Here is an 18740-nt window from a genome sequence, read left to right as displayed (position 1 = left end):
AATGGTTTATGCCTGAAATTCAGCTAATTACATGCCTTGTTTTTAAAATTCTGATTATCAGATATTTATATTGGAATTCAATCTACGAAAGTGTTCGTTTTCGAACAGTGATTGTGCGGTTGTGGGTGATCATAAGGAAGGAACTTATCAATTGCAACCATAATGTAATTCAGTGAAAACACCTATTGAAATATTATCCCTTCTTTTATAATATTGAACAGAATAGGCATAAACCAATTTGCGAATCGCTTTCCAGACCTAATTAAACAATATGAATTATACCGACCGAATATTCCCTACGAACAAAGGGCTAACAACTTATCTTGAGGAACTTATAGCAAAAAATTATCAAATCCCAACTTTTCAGCGTGATGTGGTCTGGCAACAAGAAAATGTAAAAAAGCTTTGGGATAGTATTTACAAATTTTACCCATTGGGGAGTATACTTATTTGGAAGACCGATTTAAAACTTCAAAATCACAGACAAATTGGGGGACATCAAATAACAGATATTAATTTTACCCGAACTGAATACCAATACATTCTTGATGGACAACAGCGAACGACATCGCTTTTAACCTCCTTATACGGTGGAACAATTGAAGGCCGCTCTGGCTTTGATCCATTGCTTTACGTTGATCTTACAATTCCGATTGATAACGATACTGATGATGAAAGCTATAGAAATAGATTTCTATTCTGGGCTGACATTGACGATAGAAATGGAGAAATACGATCAAACATTGGTAAAAAACAGCGTTTTGAAGATGGCTTAATTGTTAAACTTATCGACATCAAAAACAATTTTACAAATATCCAGGCTAACGTATTTAATAGTACTACTGTAAACAAAGATTTTAACCATCCAATATTGGCCGAACTTGCAAAAATCAAAGGAGTTCTTGACAACTATAGGATTTCGTTTATCGAGGTTAAGGGTATTCAAGTGTCAGAGGTTTGCCAAATTTTTGAACGGATAAATCAAGCAGGAAAACCATTAAATATTTTCGATATAGTGGTTGCAAAAACATTTAAACCTGCAACCTCAACAGAAAAAGGATTTTATCTGCGAGATCTTATTAACGATTTTAGAGATCACAACAATAGTGAATTTCTAAAAATCAGCGATATTGACTATTTACAAATATTGGCAGTAATCATTAATCAAAATATACCAAATAGCGGCGTAAGAAATATTACCGACCGTTATTTGAACGAAATAAAAACCGAACACATCTTAGCAGTTTGGGATGAAGCAAAAAAAGCAATCTTAAAAACCTTTGACTTTTTTGAAAACCACTTGCATATCAAGACACCCTATTTAATACCATTTCGCTACTTCTATTTTACCGTAAGCGCTTATTTTTATCAAAACAGTTCTCCCTGCTACGAATTACTAAAAAAATACTTTTGGTTTAATAGCTTTCATAGCTATGACCTATTAAGTAACACAACGCATTTAGCTCAACACCTGGATTTCTTAAACAGTAAAAAAACGTCTTACATTTTTGACAGGTTCTTAATCGATAAGCAACGGCTTCGTTCTGCTACTTATAGTTCAAAAGGCAGGATGAGTAGAGCAATCTTGGCGTTGTATGCGAGTGCTCAGCCGAAAGACTGGGAACATTGTGACAGGGATGTATTGGTTCAAAACTTCTTTTTTACAACCGATAAACCTAATCTTCATCATATCTTCCCAACAAATTCCGAGTATGTTTTAAACAATCAGCATAAAAATAAAATCACCAGCGATAGCTTAATGAATATTGCTTATTTAACGCAAATCACAAATCGTTATATCACAAACAGAAACCCACTTGAATATATAAAAGATTATGATAACCAAGAATTCGAAGCGATCTTACCTTCTCATTTACTTTCAAATGATATCTTGACATGGGCAAGAAGCGGCGTATTACCTGACAATGCAATCGATCAATTTGTTGAAAGCCGGGTTAATAATATTTTAAATGATCTCAAAATAAAATTAGCGCATATAACATTTGATGAAATAGATACCATGGAAATAAAAGAAACCCTAACAATAGAAGAAAGGGTATAAAATCTAAATAATAGCACAAATACGTTTATACAACTCATTTGTGCTATTGCTCTTCAATACTTATGATTTAGACATCTACAAGTCACCGTTCGAACCTTTAAAGCGACAGCACTTTCTATTTACTGAAAAACGTACATAAAAACGAGAAGGCTTAACTACACTTTTTGTTAATCTCTACTGCTTCCCAAAACATAAACTCCTTAGGGGCAAGCGCGGTTTCTTTAAAAAACATATTAAATTGTATTTATTATATCTAACTTACAGGTAGTTATAAACCTGATTGTCAATGTATAATAGCTAACCTCATTTAATTATTATGGATCAACCAAAAGTTTTTATTAGCGTTGGTGGTACAGCAACCCCGCAGCAGGAAGATTTTGTAAAATCTATAGAAGACCGGCTCAGAAGCGAAAATTTGATCCCCAACACAATCGGAAGAAATACATTCAGTTCTGACTCGCCTTTAAAATCAATAAAAGCTTTGATGGATGAATGCTCGGGGATTTTGGTTATTGCACTTGAACGAACCTATTTTGAAAGTGGTATTGAAAAACGGGGCGGTACTAATGAAATACCTCTTTCAGTAACCAAATTTGCCACTCCATGGAATCAAATTGAACCGGCAATTGCATACGCCAAAAACCTCCCGATTTTGGTCATAGTGGAAGAAGGGGTACGCGCCGAAGGGTTGTTGGAAAAAGGGAACGACTGGTATGTGATGACGGTAAAACTCAACCAAAGTTCATTATCCACCGTTGAGTTTAATGGAGTTTTGGCGAGCTGGAAAAGCAAGGTAGAGGCACTCAGTCTCAGCAAAAATGATGTTGCTGTCGAAAAAAAGAAAGTTGTTCCTGATGAATTAACCATTGGCGATTTAGTTTCGAATATGAAACCAGCTCAATTATGGGGAGTATTGGGTGCTATTATTGCTTTAATGGCTGCAATTTTCGTAATTGGTCAGCATTTTCCGGCTAAGTAAGTTTTAAAGATAAAATACGTTTTTTCCGCCGGCGCAAATATTCTGCGGCTGTCTGGGTAGGAGCTTACTTGTGCCTCTGCATCATGTCCGGGCGATTCCTGGTCGGAGACGCTTGATAAATATGTATGCAATAGGGGGCACAAGCAATTACGAACGAACAGAGGTGAATAATAAAAAAATCATCCTTACTTTTGGTAGAATAACTAAACCAGTAATCGCAACAAAAAGTATCATGGGGCTATTCGACCTTTTTAAGAGAAAACCAACAGAACAAATCCCGAAAGAAGAAATAATTCCCCAGCCAATCGACAATAACTCCTATCTGCTCGAGGTATTAAAAAGCAAATTACTTGATATGGATTATAGGGTTGAGCGGCATCCGCAATACCTCACCTTAATAGTTAATTCAGAATTAGAGATCTCCGCCGTAATTATCGATGTTCCCAACATCCACCCCTATTTAATGCAGCTCAGAGTTTTAACTGTGCATCCATTATTTTTTCCGCATGGAATTGATGAAAACCTTACCGGTGCGGGAGAAACTATAGAAAGCAAAATAGACGCCGGCCTGGATAACTATCTTAACAGCACATTTAAGCCCATAATGGAGGGCTTTTTGGATACTCATGATCCCGAGGCAGATCTGTTGATAAAAAACCATGAAAGCGAGGTGCTTTGGCATCCCAAATTGGGCGATTTAATGGTTCAGGGGCAATGGGAGCATCAGCCAGAATGGAATTACCTTTTTGAAGTTTTAAGGGATAAAATAACCGGACTGTTAACCGGCAATAAATTTAACTGGCTAAAAATCTATATTTCAAAACGGGCCGACGGAACAATTATCGGCGAGTGCCTTTTCAATAATCAACCCTGGGATTCGGGTCTTGACGACATTGTAAAATACGCTGAATCATGGAATATTGAAGGCAACTTTAAAGGATTGAAGCAATTTATTATGTTTAGGCGATGTGATCTTTACGACAAGTAATAGTAATAACATCTACCTTCACTTACAACGCAAAACCGCCCAATGATAAAAAGAATAGCCGCTATCCTAATCCTAAACCTGCTTACCTGTAAACTAATAGCCCAGCAGAACACCGGGCCGGTTAAAACAACCCATCAAGATACATTAAAAGGATCGATGACACCCGAAAGAGCCTGGTGGGATGTGCTCCGCTACGATCTGATTGTAAAGCCAGATTACATTAATAAAACCATAAGCGGCCAAAATGCAATACAATATAAAATTGTAAAAGCAAAACACACCGCACTAATGCAAATAGACTTGCAATCGCCCCTGAAAATAGATAGCGTAAAAGCAGGAGTCGCAAACTTAACATTTACAAAAAACGGCGATGCGTGGTTTATAAAGCCTCCGGAGAAATCAAGATCCAATATTCAAAACATTACCATATACTATTCGGGCAAGCCGAGGCAATCGATTAATCCGCCCTGGGATGGCGGCTTAGTATGGCAAACAGATTCGGCAGGCAGGCCATGGATGGCTGTGGCCTGTCAATTGCCAGGTGCGAGTGTATGGTTTCCATGTAAGGTTTACATCGGCGATAAACCCGATAAAGGAGCTTCGGTTACTATAATTACCCCAGATACATTAGTCGCTGTATCAAATGGAAGGCTTCAGCGGCAACTTAAAAATACAGACGGCACCACAAGCTACACCTGGGCTGTAAATAACCCGATAAATAATTATGGACTTACCTTTTACATAGGGAAATATGCGCATGTAAGTGACAAATTTAAGGGCGAACGCGGTAACCTTGATCTGGATTTTTGGGTGCTGGATTATAACCAGGAAAAGGTAAAAGGTTATCTGGTTGCCGAAGTCCAAAAAACTTTAACATCATTTGAGCACTGGTTTGGTCCATACCCATTTTACAGCGACGGCTTTAAGATGGTAGAAGCACCGTATATAGGAATGGAACATCAAAGCGCTATCGGCTATGGAAACAAGTTTAGGTTGGGGCGCTTTGGCCTAAATCCCAAACGGCTAACTTATTGGGATCAAAAAACCGACCGGATGGTGGTTCACGAAACAGCGCACGAATGGTTTGGCAACAACATAACGGCAAATGATCCTGCCTACGGCTGGCTACAGGAAGGCTTTGCCGGTTATGCGGAGGAGTTGGTTATTGCCGATCTTTACGGGCCGGAGGCATCTCATGATTTCTTTTTGAGCAGGACCACCAATCGGATAGGCAACAAAGCCCCAGTAATTTCTCCTGACAATATTTTTAAAGACGGAGGTGACGACGCTTATCTGAAGGGCTGGGTTTTAATCCACATGTTGCAGGCAATTATCAATGATGACGATAAATTCAGGGAAGTGTTACGAGGACTTAACCGAAGCTTTTATCACCAATCAGTTAATTCGGCACAGATTGAAAACTATATCAGTAAAATCAGCAAAAAAAATCTTAGCAAGATGTTTGACCAGTACTTAAGAACCGCACAGATCCCTGTATTGGAGTATAAAATTGATGGAAAAAACTTCGAATACAGATTTACAAATTGTATAAACGGCCTTACCATGCCCGTTAAAATCAAATTGACTGATCAACGTTGGATCACCCCATCAACAAACTGGCAGTCACTGAAATTAGAATCCTCTCTTGCTGTCGACTCGTTTGCTATTGATCCTGACTTTTATATCACAGCAAAAATCGTTAAATAACTTAATTATCAATCAGGTAGTTGATCCATGTCGCAGGTTATTAAGCAAAGCGCAGCGATTGCAGGGAGATAGAAACTTTCCCGGCGCAAGTATCAAGGATGGTATAAAGCATCGATCGCTTCGCTATCCTCCGCGCCAAAACCGCGATAAAAGGGGAATCCTAAATATCCCTAAACCATTGATAATAAACTCCAACTGTACTATCTTGGTATTAATTATCCAATCTCAAACCAAACCACCTAACTCAATCATGCCAACAAACGCCCCTATCGAAATTCCTTTAAGTAAAACCAAAATAACAAAAGGCCTTTTGGGGTCGATAGCTTTTGTGGCTATTGGGCTTTGGTTATTGATTCGTCCGCCGCATATCGGCAATCCTGTTTTTGACAACGCTTTGGTGAAATATGGGGCCTCTGTTGCGTGTATCATCTTTTTCGGATTTACTGCCTTTTTCTTCCTTAAAAAACTGAACGATAAAAAACCGGGACTCGTTATTGATAATGATGGTATTCATGATAATTCGAGCGCCACTGCTATTGGTTTAATTCCGTGGTACGATATCACTCACATCGGCGTTTCAAGCGTGATGAATCAGCAATTTCTGATCATCGGCCTGAAAAAACCTGAAGAATATATTGCTTCCCAAACAAATTTGCTTAAGAAAAAGAGTTTTGGCTTTAACTATAAAAATTACGGTTCGCCTATTGCCATATCAGCCAATACGCTTGAATATAACCTGTACGAGTTAAAAGCACAGCTTGAAAATAAAATAGCCGAGCAACAATCCGGGGAAGTTTCAGCATAATAAAATCACATTAACTCATTGTCCTTCTTAACATGATGAGCCTTGTACGACAGATAAAACAAGGCCAGGGCCGGCAAAGCGCCAAGGATCACCCCTACGGTATTAGGCTTTGGATAAGTAGCCACAACTTGCACAATAAGCAGTATGGTGGCAACTATACCGCCTATGAGATAAAGATATTTGAATTTGGGGTTCATTATTATTTATAAACTTAACAATATCGTACTGAACTTGTTTCAACACCAACTCTTGTCATACTGAGCGATAGCTAAGAATTCTTTTCTATATTCAGAACGGCTACATAGGGCGAAGAAGATCCTTCGTTCCTACCCATGACATGTTTAAAGAACACCTGTCATTCTGAGCGATAGCGAAGAATCTTCTACAAGATACAGAGTCGCTATGCAAGGTGAAGAAGATCCTTCGTTTCTCAGGATGACAGTAAACGTTAATGTCGTTTGACCTTCAAAGGCTTCCGGATTTTACCTGCTACCCAGGACAATAAGTATATCATAACAGAGACTTACGAGGTTTTTAAAACTTCGTAAGTCTCGTTCAAGCAGATTTATTTTTTCAATTCATATTTAGCAGGCACATCTGGCGCCAGTTTGAACACGGTAGCTGCCAATGGAGGTATGGTTATTTTTATTGATTGACCTTTACCATGCCATTTAACAGGCTCCGAACTTACTGCGTCGTAATTAATAATGCCGCTGCCCCAATATTTATTGTTATCTGAATTAAAGATCTCTTTCCATTTGCCGGCTGCAGGTACACCAATGCGGTAATCCCTGCGGATAACCGGAGTCATGTTCAGGATAATCATCAGGTCGTTCTTGCTATCATGCCCCATGCGGCGATATACCAATACCGAATCATTGGCGTTGCCGCCGTCAACCCACTCAAAGCCCTCAAACGAGAAGGCTTTTTCATACAGTGCAGGCTCATCGCGGTAGAGGTGATTAAGCGCCTTAACCGTTTCGCTTACGCCCTGGTGGTTTGGATATTGCAGCACATGCCACTGCAGCGAGCGGCTGAAATTCCATTCATCACCCTGCCCAAACTCTGCTCCCATGAATAATAGTTTGGTGCCCGGATGCGTAAACATATAGCTGTACATTAAACGCAGGTTTGCAAATTGCCTCCATTCATCGCCCGGCATTTTGCGCAGCATGCTGCCTTTGCCATACACAACCTCATCGTGCGAGAACGGGAGCATAAAGTTTTCGGTGAAGGCGTATATGGTGCTAAAAGTGATTTCGTTATGATGATACTTACGGTGTATCGGGTCTTCTTTAAAATAGCCAATGGTATCGTGCATCCAGCCCATCATCCATTTCATGCCAAAACCTAATCCGCCCAAATAAACCGGGCGACTAACGCCTGTAAACGAAGTTGATTCTTCGGCAATGGTTTGCACCGATGGGAAATGGCTGTAAACAGCCTCGTTAAACTCTTTCAGGAACGATATGGCTTCGAGGTTTTCGTTGCCGCCGTACATGTTAGCTTCCCACTCGCCATGTTTGCGCGAATAATCGAGGTACAGCATCGAGGCTACTGCATCTACACGTAAACCATCGGCATGGTACCTGTCAAGCCAAAACAGCGCGTTACTAATCAGGAAAGCCCTAACCTCGTTACGGCCATAGTTAAATATGTATGATTTCCAATCGGGGTGAAAACCTTTTCTTGAATCGGCATGCTCATAAAGGTGCGTACCGTCAAACCTATACAGCGCGTGGATATCACCCGGAAAATGCGAAGGCACCCAATCCAATATCACACCAATGCCTGCTTTGTGAAACTCCTCAATCAGGTACATCAGCTGCTGTGGCGTACCGTAGCGGGATGCAGCTGCAAAATAACCACTTACCTGGTAACCCCAGCTTGGGTAATATGGGTGCTCCATTATCGGCATGAACTCCACATGCGTAAAGCCCATTTCCTTAACGTAAGGCACCATTTTTTCGGCTAGCTGGGTGTAGGTCAAAAACTCATCCGGGCTTTCCCAGTTACGAGCCCATGAACCTAAATGCACCTCATAAACCGAATATGGTTTATCCAGCGCGTTATGCTCATGACGGTTCTTCATCCAGTCCTGATCCTCCCACTCGTAATAGGTGTCAGCAACTATTGAGGCAGTACGCGGCGGCAGTTCCCAGCGCAAGGCAAAGGGATCGCTTTTTTCCAGGTCTTCGCCTGATGATGAATTAATAAAATATTTATAGGTTTCGCCAACACCAATATTGGGTATAAACCCTTCCCAAATCCCTGACGAATCCCAACGGGCATTCAAACTGTGAGAACCACGGTTCCAGCCATTGAAATTACCAATTACCGATACATATTGCGCATTTGGCGCCCAAACAGCAAAATAAGTACCGATAACACCCTGGTATTCCACCACATGCGAACCCAGCTTTTCATACAGCTTATAATGCTTGCCCGATTTAAATAAACTGATGTCAAAATCGGTAAAACGGCTGTATGGTTCAACAGCTTTAAGCTTTACGGGCGGTGCCGGAGCAGTCTCGGCAGGTTTATTCACTTTGGCTGCTTTGGCCGGGGCAGTTTTTTTAACAGCGGCGGGCTTTTCTGCAGCAACAGTTTTGGCTTTCGCCGGGGCGACTTTCTTTTCGGCAGCAGGCTCTTCTGCTGTAAGAGCTTTCGCTTTAACTGCTTTTTTAGGTTCCGGGCTTCCTTTTTCAGGCGTTACTTTATCGGCTTTGACCTTAGTGACGGCTTTTTTTTCCTTTACAGGCTTTGTATCCGGTAAGGGATTTTCGGTTTTAGTTGTTTTTTTGGCCATGATATAGATAACCTGTTAGGTGTTATTAGATAACCCAAATCACAGGAATGAGTTTGGTTTATATGTAATCAAATATAACAGGATTAATATATTATGCAGGGTTTTGGAGATTTATTTTTGGAGAGGGTGATTTTATAAAAACATGTCATTGAGTATCCACCTAACTGCCGTTGGTTTAGCATAGCGCAGCCCGTGGTTATACATAGTTGAAATTTTCAACTTCAACGACTGAGTTGAGAACTTAAGCTATGCTTCCCGCAGCTATAGTAAGCCCCGCAATAGTGATTGAATTTAAAAATGGCCTCCGGAAAATTTGGAGGTCATTTTTTATGTGTTTAATTTAGTTGACAAAGTCAACTAAATTACTTTATTTTGCTAATGAAGAACATAGTTGGTAACAGAAAGCATAAATACGGATGAATACGCTAATAAAACCCGATCTCGCTGCCATCAAAATCAGAAATAAGTTGCTTCCCGGCGATTTGGGCTACATAGCACACGTTCACGGCGATCTTTACGCCAGAGAATGCGGATACGGGTTGAATTTTGAAGCTTATGTGCTTCAGGGTTTAAAGGATTTTGCCCTTGAATATGATGAAGCCAAAGATAAAGTGTGGATTTGTGAACATGGGGGCAGGATTGTCGGTTGCCTGGTGGCCCAGCACAGAAGCGATGCCTTACAATTGCGCTATTTTATCTTTTTGCCCGAATATCGTGGTATAGGTTTAGGAAAGAAGCTGATGGAGGAGTTTCTGGATTTTATGCAATCATGCTCTTATAGCAATGCTTACCTCTGGACAACAGAAGAACAGCATTCGGCAATTGCTTTGTACACCAGGTATGGGTTTAAACTCAGTGACGAAAAGCCATCCGGTGCCTTTGGAAAAGAGTTGGTTGAAAGGCGGTATGATTTGGCATTAAATCAATGATCAGGCATGGACATTCAACAACATATCCAGGAAATAAGGACGTTTAACAGGTTCTATACAGATCTCATCGGTCTGCTTGACAAACATTTGCTCAATAGTGAATATTCCCTTGCCGAAGCCCGGATTCTTTATGAAATTTTTGCTGCGAAGCAGCTGAGCGCGTCGGATGTCATTTGTCGTTTAAGTATTGATAAAGGTTATCTGAGCCGTATCTTAAAGAAATTTGAGAAGCAGGAACTGATCGCCAGAGTTCCCTCCAAAGAAGATGCCCGTGTATCTCTACTTTCGCTTACGGATGCCGGATTGCAAGTTTTTTATGAACTGAACAATGCGTCCGAGCAGCAGGTAACGGATTTAATTTCCTGTATACCGGTTAATCAGTTAGATGAATTGGTTAAACATATGCGGGCTATAACGGGTCTGTTAGAAAAGCGAAGCCGGTAATTATGGTCAATTATCACCACTTGTAATAGCAAATAATCAAAAGTATTAACCCGTTATCAGGAAATCCGTAAATCTTAAAAATCAAGGTTCAGAATAATTTGCCATATTTGCCACGATGCAAAAAGGTAAGCTATTAATTATTGATGACGAAGAACGCCTCCGCAATCTGCTTGCGCGTATTTTGCAGTTGGAAGGCCATGAGGTGATAACTGCAGGTACCGGAAAAGAGGGCCTTAAAAAATTGCAGCACGATACTATACATGTGGTATTAAGTGATGTAAAGCTGCCCGATATTGACGGTATTACCCTTTCCGAAACCATCAAAAAAAGCTATCCTAACACCGAGATCATTGTATTAACAGCTTACGGTACCATTAATGATGGTGTAAAAGCCATAAAAGCGGGCGCGTTTGACTATATTACTAAGGGGGATGATAATGAAAAGATTATTCCGCTGGTAAGCAAGGCCATGGATAAAGCCCTGCTACAGCAAAAAGTTGCTGAGCTGGAAAGCAAGCTGAATGATAAATTTGGGTTTGACAGGCTTATTGGCAAATCAACAGCCATCAGTGATGTGATCAAGCTGGCTCAAAAGGTTGCGCTTACCGATACTACCGTTTTATTATTAGGTGAAACAGGCACAGGGAAGGAAATTTTCGCCGAAGCCATTCACCAGGCCAGCAACCGCAGTTCCAAATCGTTTGTTGCGGTAAACTGCAGTGCTTTCACCAAAGAATTGTTGGAAAGTGAGCTTTTTGGTCATAAAGCCGGGGCGTTTACCGGTGCTGTAAAAGATAAAAAAGGCCTGTTTGAAGAGGCCAACGGTGGTACTATATTTTTAGACGAGATTGGTGAGCTTGACCACGATTTGCAAGCCAAATTGCTTCGTGTGCTTGAATCACAGCAGTTCATCAAAATAGGAGATACCAGGCCCACACAGGTTAATGTGCGAATCCTGGCAGCTACTAACCGTAATTTACTGAATGAGATCAATGACGGCCATTTCCGGTCGGATTTATATTACCGTCTTTCTGTATTTCAGATCACCCTGCCTGCTCTGCGCGAGCGTAAAAAAGATATCAAACTACTGGCAGAATTCTTTATGCAGCATTTTGCCCTTAAAGTAAAAAAGCAGGTTAATACGTTAAGTGACGAATTTATTGAAAAGTTGGAGGCCTATCCATGGCCCGGCAACATCCGCGAGTTAAAAAATATCGTGGAGCGTGCAGTTATCCTTACCGATAGCAATGTGCTTGATGAAAGCTTGCTGCCTTACGAAATGCAACAGCAACAGGTAAAAAGCGGTGCGCCAATTTCAGCATTTGATCTTTCTTCGGTAGAGAAACTACATATTCAACGGGTTTTAAACCATACCCACGGTAACCGCGCCGAAGCTGCGCACCTGTTAAATATCGGTGTAGCCACGCTGTACAGGAAGTTGAAGGAATATAATTTGGAATGATTTCGGATTTCGGAATTTCGATTTCGGATTTTAAAAAGTTTTAACACACCATGCTGACGCCCGGCTCCGGCCGGGTGTCGACTATCAAGCGGCCTCTGGCCGCTGGATCCCGTCTGGAAATAATTGCCACTCGCGAGGACGCGAGCGGCGGCGGAAGCATTCTCCATTATGTCATCGCATTGCGTAGCAATCTCGTAGCCATTACATGTTCGCCCTGTAGAGTCATGAGATTGCTTCGTCGTCCCTCCTCGCAATGACATAAGTGAAATCCCACTTTGATAATCACCTATCAAAATGATAGTTTAAATCCCCTTAAATAAATAAAATAACATTTTTAAGCATGTGTAAATAATTGATGATCAATTGTTTGTGTAGTTTTTAATTTTCTTGGCATCCGCTTGGCAAAGCCCTTTGCAAAAACACATAAAAATGGATGCTTTACTCACAATCGCTTACCTGGCCACATTTGTAGTGGTATTCTGGATCTTTTTTAAATCTGTAACATACTTCGAAAAAATCTAAAGTCATGGCAGCATTATTCATCGTAGCAATAGCCGTGTTCATTTACATGGTATACGTACTTCTCAAACCCGAAAAATTTTAAAATTAAACTATGAACACTGAACTAACGGGTGTAATTTTCACCTACCTGCTCACCTTAGCCCTCGCCATTCCCCTTGGCCGCTACATTGCTAAGGTATTTAAGGGCGAAAAAACCTGGCTTGATTTTCTGGCCCCGCTTGATCGTTTTATTTTCCGCTTCAGCGGTATCGACACCAAACGCGAAATGAACTGGAAACAGCACCTGCTGGCCCTGCTTACCATTAACAGCGTTTGGTTAATATATGCTTTTGTTTGTTTAATGGCTCAAGGGCATCTACCGTTAAATCCGGATGCAAACCCGGGCCAATCGGCAGATACGGCTTTTAATACCGCTATCAGCTTTTTGGTGAATTGTAATTTGCAGCATTACTCGGGCGAAAGTGGTGCCACTTACTTTACACAGCATTTCGTATTCATGTTCCTGCATTTTGTATCAGCGGCTACAGGGATTGCAGCGTTGGTTGTGGTTTTCAGGGCCATGAAAGACAAGGTAACCGACAAACTTGGTAACTTTTGGGAGTACTTTGTAAAATCTATCACCCGTGTATTATTGCCTATATCATTTGTAATAGCCGTGATCTTCGCTTTTAATGGTATGACTACCAGCTATGCAGGTAAAGACACTTTTATTAGCATGCAGGGCGATACCGTCCACGTTTCCCGCGGACCGGTTGCGCCACTTGTTGCTATTAAACACTTAGGTACTAACGGTGGTGGCTGGTTTGGTGCCAACTCTGCCCATCCTATCGAAAACCCTAATTATTTAACCAATACTGTCGAGCTGGTAGCACAGGTTGCCATTCCTATTGCATTGGTATTTGCGCTGGGTTTTTATCTCAATAAAAAGAAATTCGCGTATGTAATATTTGGTGTGATGACGCTGGGCATGCTGATGCTGTTGATCCCCACTATGAATGCCGAATTGAATGGTAACCCTGCAATCGCTAAAATGGGTATCAGCCAGCCAACTGGAGCTATGGAGGGTAAAGAGGTAAGGTTTGGCCCGGCTAACTCCGCTTACTGGAGCATCATGACTACCATTATCTCAACAGGCTCAGTAAACTCTATGCATGACAGTGCTATGCCTGTTTCGGGCACCATGATGCTGTTGGGTATGATGGTTAACTGTTTTTATGGCGGTTGCGGCGTTGGGATCCTTAACTTTTACATTTTTATCATTGTCGCGGTATTTATCTCCGGGTTAATGGTTGGCCGTACGCCTGAATTTTTAGGCAGAAAGATAGAGGCGAGGGAAATGAAAATTGCCTCACTAATTGCCTTGCTTCACCCTTTTATTATCCTGGTTGGTTTGGCCATATCATCGTATTACGTGGTTAATGTTGCCGGTGCGGATTGGGCGGTAAAACCTTCGACCTGGTTAAATAACCCGGGTACGCACGGTTTTTCCGAAATGCTGTACGAATACACCTCATCAGCAGCCAACAATGGTTCGGGCTTTGAAGGCCTGGGCGACGGCAATATTTTCTGGAACTACACTACAGGTATCGTGATGATATTGGGCAGGTTCCTGCCAATAATTGGTCCGTTGGCAATAGCTGGTTTGCTGGCCAATAAAAAATATATCCCGGAATCAGCCGGTACTCTGAAGAGCGATACCTCAACTTTCGGGTTGATGATCTTCGCAGTGATCGTGATCATTGCTGCGCTGTCATTCTTCCCGTCGCTGGCTTTAGGTCCAATTGCTGAACATTTTTCACTTAAATAATCATGAACTCAACTCAAAATACATTGTTCCAGGGCGATCAGATGAGGGATGCTTTAAAACAGTCCTTCATCAAACTGAACCCACGCGTCCTGTTCCGTAACCCGGTGATGTTCACCGTAGAGATTGGTACGGTTGTAATGCTGATAGTAAGCCTGTTTTCGCTTACCAATAAAGGCCAGGGTAGCTTTGGCTACAACTTTACCGTCTTTATCATATTATTATTAACCGTACTGTTCGCCAACTTTGCCGAGGCCATTGCCGAAGCACGTGGTAAAGCCCAGGCCGAAAGCCTCCGCAAAACCCGCGAAGAGACGCCTGCCCGCTTACTGGTTAACGGTAAAGAAGAAAGGGTAATGTCGTCACAGCTAAAAAAAGGCGACGTATTTATTTGCGAGACCGGTGATAATATCCCTACCGATGGCGAGATCGTTGAAGGTATTGCTACCATTGATGAATCGGCTATTACCGGCGAATCTGCCCCGGTGATCCGTGAGGCAGGTGGCGACAAATCATCAGTTACCGGTGGTACCAAAGTATTGTCCGACAGGATAAAAGTGATGGTAACTACCCAGCCTGGCGAAAGCTTCCTGGATAAAATGATTGCGCTTGTAGAAGGTGCATCGCGCCAGAAAACCCCTAACGAGATTGCCCTGACCATTTTGCTGGCAGGTTTTACATTAATCTTCGTTATTGTGTGCGTTACCCTGAAGCCTTTCGGCGATTACTCTAACACGCCCATCACTATAGCTGCTTTTATATCGTTGTTTGTTTGTTTGATCCCTACCACTATCGGTGGCCTTTTATCGGCCATCGGTATTGCCGGGATGGACAGGGCTTTACGTGCCAACGTAATTACCAAAAGCGGTAAAGCTGTTGAAACTGCCGGCGACTTAGACACTTTGTTGCTGGATAAAACAGGTACCATTACCATTGGTAATCGTAAAGCCACCAGCTTTTACCCAACAGCGGGTGTAAGCGAACAGGATTTTGTAATGGCCTGTGTATTAAGTTCACTGGCTGATGAAACCCCTGAAGGAAAGTCGATTGTAGAACTTGCTGAACAAGGCCCCCACAAACTAAAAATCTATGCTCCGGCCGATTCGGTATTCATCAAGTTTACCGCCGAAACCCGTTCGAGCGGCTTAGATACCCCTGATGGTTTGCGGATTCGTAAGGGCGCTTTTGACTCTATCCGTAACATGGCCCTGAAAGCCGGCAACCCGTTCCCTGCTGATGTGGAAGAGAATGTGAAAAAAATCTCATCAAATGGTGGTACCCCGCTGGTTGTATCACAAAATGAAAAGATCATGGGGGTGATAGAGTTGCAGGATATCATTAAAACCGGCATTGCCGAACGTTTTGAGCGCCTGCGTAAAATGGGCGTTAAAACGGTGATGGTAACCGGTGATAACCCGCTTACCGCCAAATTTATTGCCGAAAAAGCCGGTGTAGATGATTTTATTGCCGAGGCCAAGCCAGAGGATAAAATGAACTACATTAAAAAAGAACAACAAGGTGGTAAACTGGTAGCCATGATGGGCGACGGTACAAACGATGCCCCCGCGTTGGCACAAGCCGATGTTGGTGTTGCCATGAACAGCGGTACACAGGCCGCCAAAGAAGCCGGTAACATGGTTGACCTGGATAACGACCCAACCAAGCTGATCGAAATTGTTGAAATTGGCAAACAGTTATTGATGACCCGTGGTACGCTAACAACCTTCAGTATCGCCAATGATGTGGCTAAATACTTCGCCATTGTTCCGGCTTTGTTCATGGTGTCCATGCCAGCACTAAAAGCACTGAACATTATGGATCTGCATAGCCCGCAATCGGCTATACTTTCGGCGGTAATATTTAACGCTATTATTATTCCGTTGCTGATACCATTGGCTTTACGCGGTGTTGAATACAAGCCGATAGGTGCAAGCGCGCTGTTACGCCGTAACCTGCTTATTTATGGCTTAGGCGGTATTATTATACCTTTTATAGGCATTAAATTAATTGATTTAGCTGTTTCACTTTTTATATAGATGTGAGATGTTAGATATGAGATGTGAGACTTTTCGAATCGGAAGTATAAAGTTCGAAGGCAAAAGTCTCATTTCAAATCTCATATCTCACGTCTCATATCTCAAATCTAATCTCAAAATAAAATGAAAACATATTTGTTGCCATCCATTAAGCTTACTTTAATACTCATTGTATTAACAGCTGGCATCTATCCTTTAGCTATAGCCGGTATCGGTAAATTTACGCCGGGCAAAGGCGATGGTGAAACCATCACTTATAAAGGCCGTGTAGTTGGTTACGCCAACATTGGTCAAAAATTTACTAAAGACGAATATTTCTGGGGCCGCCCGTCTGCGGTTGATTATAATGCTGCCGGTTCGGGAGGTTCAAACAAAGGCCCTTCAAACCCTGATTATTTGAAACAGGTTGAGGGAAGGATAGAAGATTTTATGAAACACAATCCCGGAGTAACCCGCTCACAGATCCCAGCCGAACTGGTTACAGCTTCGGGCAGCGGTCTGGATCCTGATCTTTCACCTGCCGGTGCAAAAGTTCAGGTAGCCCGTGTCGCCAAAGTTCGTGGTTTGCCGGTTGATGCAGTAAATAAACTGGTTGATGAGCATACTGAACAGCCTTTATTTGGTCTGTTTGGCCCGGCTAAGGTAAATGTATTGAAATTGAATGTGGCTTTGGATGAGTTGAAGAAGTAAGGCTTTGTATAAACCGATTTTGTCATTTCGAAACGAGGAACGAGTGAGAAATCTTATACGCTTGATAGGTTGGGCGGCTTGTATGACGTATAAGAGTTCTCTTTCGCCCCAACACACAAACCTTCGCCGCTCTATCGAAATGACAAATGGGATTATGGTTTTAAATTGAACCTTACCGTGTGTTAGGGATTGCAGCGGATACCGGCCATGTGATTAAGGCCTGTGCAGTATGAGCGTAAAGCCCGGCCCGCAGGGAACACCATAAAACAAACGCTTAACCATATTAAGCACTCGTTATAAACGAGCGCAAGTAGAACTGAAAAATAAAATTGATAAATTTAAAAGTCTCCCTTTTAGGAGGGATTGTCTTATGAGTGAAGAAACCAAAGAGCAGTCGGTTGAGCATTTCCTGGAGCTGATCAAGAAGTCACGCCGGGGAAAATTCAAGGTATACATTGGCATGAGTGCGGGTGTGGGTAAAACCTACCGGATGCTGCAAGAGGCCCAGACCTTAATGCGCAATGGTATTGACGTAAAAATTGGTTATATCGAAACCCATAACCGGAAAGAAACTCATGCTTTGCTTGAGGGTTTACCTGTGATACCGCGCCGTAAACTTTTTTATAAAGGGAAGGAATTGGAAGAGATGGACCTGAAGGCGGTGATTAGTCTGCGCCCCGAGGTGGTTATAGTTGATGAACTTGCCCATACTAATATTGAAGGTAGTAGTAACGAAAAACGCTGGCAGGATGTACTGGAAATCCTGAATGCGGGTATTAACGTGATCAGCGCGGTAAATATCCAGCATATGGAAAGCCTCAATGAAGAGGTGCAGCGAATAACGGGTGCTACCATCAACGAGCGTGTACCTGACAAAGTTTTGCAACTGGCAGACGAAGTTGTGAATATCGACCTTACAGCTGATGAATTGATAGAGCGTTTGAAAGAGGGTAAAATTTATGATGAGAAGAAGATCCCGACCGCGCTGAATAATTTTTTCCAGGCAGAGCGAATCCTGCAGTTACGCGAGTTAGCCCTGCGTGAGGTGGCCCACCAGGTTGAGCGTAAGATAGATATTGAAGTGCCCAAAACCATAAAGTTAAGGCCCGAGCTGTTTTTGGCCTGTATCAGCACTAATGATGAGTCGGCTAAGGTTATTATTCGTAAAACAGCGAGGTTATCATCATACTATCGCTCCAAATGGTATTTACTGTATGTGCAAACCTCACACGAAAGCAGCGATAAGATTAACTTAGCAGCGCAAAGACATCTTATTAATAATATGAAGCTGGCCACACAACTGGGAGGGGAAGTGCTGAAGATAAAGAGCGATCACGTGGCCCGCACGATTTGGGAAACGGCCGAAAAATATGATATTACCACGATTTGCATTGGCAAGCCGCGGTTTAAATTTTACCAGCTTATCATGAAAACAGCAGTGTTTACACAGCTACTAAATAAAATGTCGAAAACTGATATTGACCTTGTAATACTCTCATAGCC

General features: G+C 42.0%; 15 protein-coding genes. 13 read left to right on the top strand and 2 right to left on the bottom strand.

The features are described 5' to 3' along the window. The first annotated feature begins 271 nt into the window (after positions 1-271). From ACEN9X_RS04865 to ACEN9X_RS04845, 5 genes are all read left to right on the top strand, one after another. A complete protein-coding gene (locus ACEN9X_RS04865; RefSeq protein ID WP_413669343.1) occupies positions 272-2062 on the top strand; it encodes a DUF262 domain-containing protein in 1791 nt (596 codons plus the stop codon). A gap of 316 nt (positions 2063-2378) precedes the next feature. Beyond that, positions 2379-3041, top strand: coding sequence for a hypothetical protein (locus tag ACEN9X_RS04860; protein WP_413669342.1), 663 nt, complete (start codon positions 2379-2381; stop codon positions 3039-3041). Between the two features lie 163 nt (positions 3042-3204). Continuing rightward, positions 3205-4029, top strand: coding sequence for a DUF6348 family protein (locus ACEN9X_RS04855; protein WP_413669341.1), 825 nt, complete (start codon positions 3205-3207; stop codon positions 4027-4029). Positions 4030-4071: 42 nt separating this feature from the next. Next, entirely contained in the window at positions 4072-5736 is a 1665-nt protein-coding gene (locus ACEN9X_RS04850) for a M1 family metallopeptidase (RefSeq protein WP_413669340.1), read from the top strand. 250 nt (positions 5737-5986) lie between these two features. Continuing rightward, positions 5987-6541 (top strand): STM3941 family protein, encoded by a 555-nt coding sequence (locus ACEN9X_RS04845; RefSeq protein ID WP_413669339.1) that lies wholly within the window; start codon positions 5987-5989, stop codon positions 6539-6541. A gap of 5 nt (positions 6542-6546) precedes the next feature. On the opposite strand, the gene ACEN9X_RS04840 is transcribed toward ACEN9X_RS04845, so the two are convergent. Both ACEN9X_RS04840 and glgB read right to left on the bottom strand, forming a co-directional pair. Next, complete coding sequence (locus tag ACEN9X_RS04840) at positions 6547-6738, bottom strand: hypothetical protein (RefSeq protein ID WP_413669338.1); 192 nt, start codon at positions 6736-6738, stop codon at positions 6547-6549. A 368-nt stretch (positions 6739-7106) separates the two neighbouring features. Beyond that, on the bottom strand, positions 7107-9350 hold the full coding sequence (glgB, locus tag ACEN9X_RS04835; RefSeq protein WP_413669337.1) for a 1,4-alpha-glucan branching protein GlgB: 2244 nt from the start codon (positions 9348-9350) through the stop codon (positions 7107-7109). 416 nt (positions 9351-9766) lie between these two features. On the opposite strand from glgB, the gene ACEN9X_RS04830 reads away from it, so the two are divergent. From ACEN9X_RS04830 to ACEN9X_RS04795, 8 genes are all read left to right on the top strand, one after another. After that, positions 9767-10279, top strand: a complete 513-nt coding sequence (locus ACEN9X_RS04830) for a GNAT family N-acetyltransferase (protein WP_413669336.1) — start codon at positions 9767-9769, stop codon at positions 10277-10279. Between the two features lie 6 nt (positions 10280-10285). Continuing rightward, a complete protein-coding gene (locus ACEN9X_RS04825) occupies positions 10286-10723 on the top strand; it encodes a MarR family winged helix-turn-helix transcriptional regulator (protein WP_413669335.1) in 438 nt (145 codons plus the stop codon). Between the two features lie 115 nt (positions 10724-10838). Further along, complete coding sequence (locus ACEN9X_RS04820; RefSeq protein ID WP_413669334.1) at positions 10839-12185, top strand: sigma-54-dependent transcriptional regulator; 1347 nt, start codon at positions 10839-10841, stop codon at positions 12183-12185. Between the two features lie 526 nt (positions 12186-12711). Then, the gene (kdpF, locus tag ACEN9X_RS04815) at positions 12712-12789 is read left to right on the top strand and encodes a K(+)-transporting ATPase subunit F (RefSeq protein WP_083879072.1); all 78 of its coding nucleotides are present in this window, start codon (positions 12712-12714) and stop codon (positions 12787-12789) included. A 9-nt stretch (positions 12790-12798) separates the two neighbouring features. Next, positions 12799-14514 (top strand): potassium-transporting ATPase subunit KdpA, encoded by a 1716-nt coding sequence (gene kdpA, locus ACEN9X_RS04810; RefSeq protein ID WP_413669333.1) that lies wholly within the window; start codon positions 12799-12801, stop codon positions 14512-14514. Between the two features lie 2 nt (positions 14515-14516). Then, complete coding sequence (kdpB, locus tag ACEN9X_RS04805; RefSeq protein WP_413669332.1) at positions 14517-16547, top strand: potassium-transporting ATPase subunit KdpB; 2031 nt, start codon at positions 14517-14519, stop codon at positions 16545-16547. 123 nt (positions 16548-16670) lie between these two features. Further along, on the top strand, positions 16671-17237 hold the full coding sequence (locus tag ACEN9X_RS04800; RefSeq protein WP_413669331.1) for a K(+)-transporting ATPase subunit C: 567 nt from the start codon (positions 16671-16673) through the stop codon (positions 17235-17237). Between the two features lie 370 nt (positions 17238-17607). Continuing rightward, a complete protein-coding gene (locus tag ACEN9X_RS04795) occupies positions 17608-18738 on the top strand; it encodes a sensor protein KdpD (RefSeq protein WP_413669330.1) in 1131 nt (376 codons plus the stop codon). Positions 18739-18740: the final 2 nt, after the last annotated feature.

This window comes from Mucilaginibacter sp. Mucisp86, from assembly GCF_047324315.1.
Classification (GTDB): Bacteria; Bacteroidota; Bacteroidia; order Sphingobacteriales; family Sphingobacteriaceae; genus Mucilaginibacter.
Note: the sequence above shows the minus strand (reverse complement) of the source record. Positions and strands in the feature narration are given on the sequence as shown.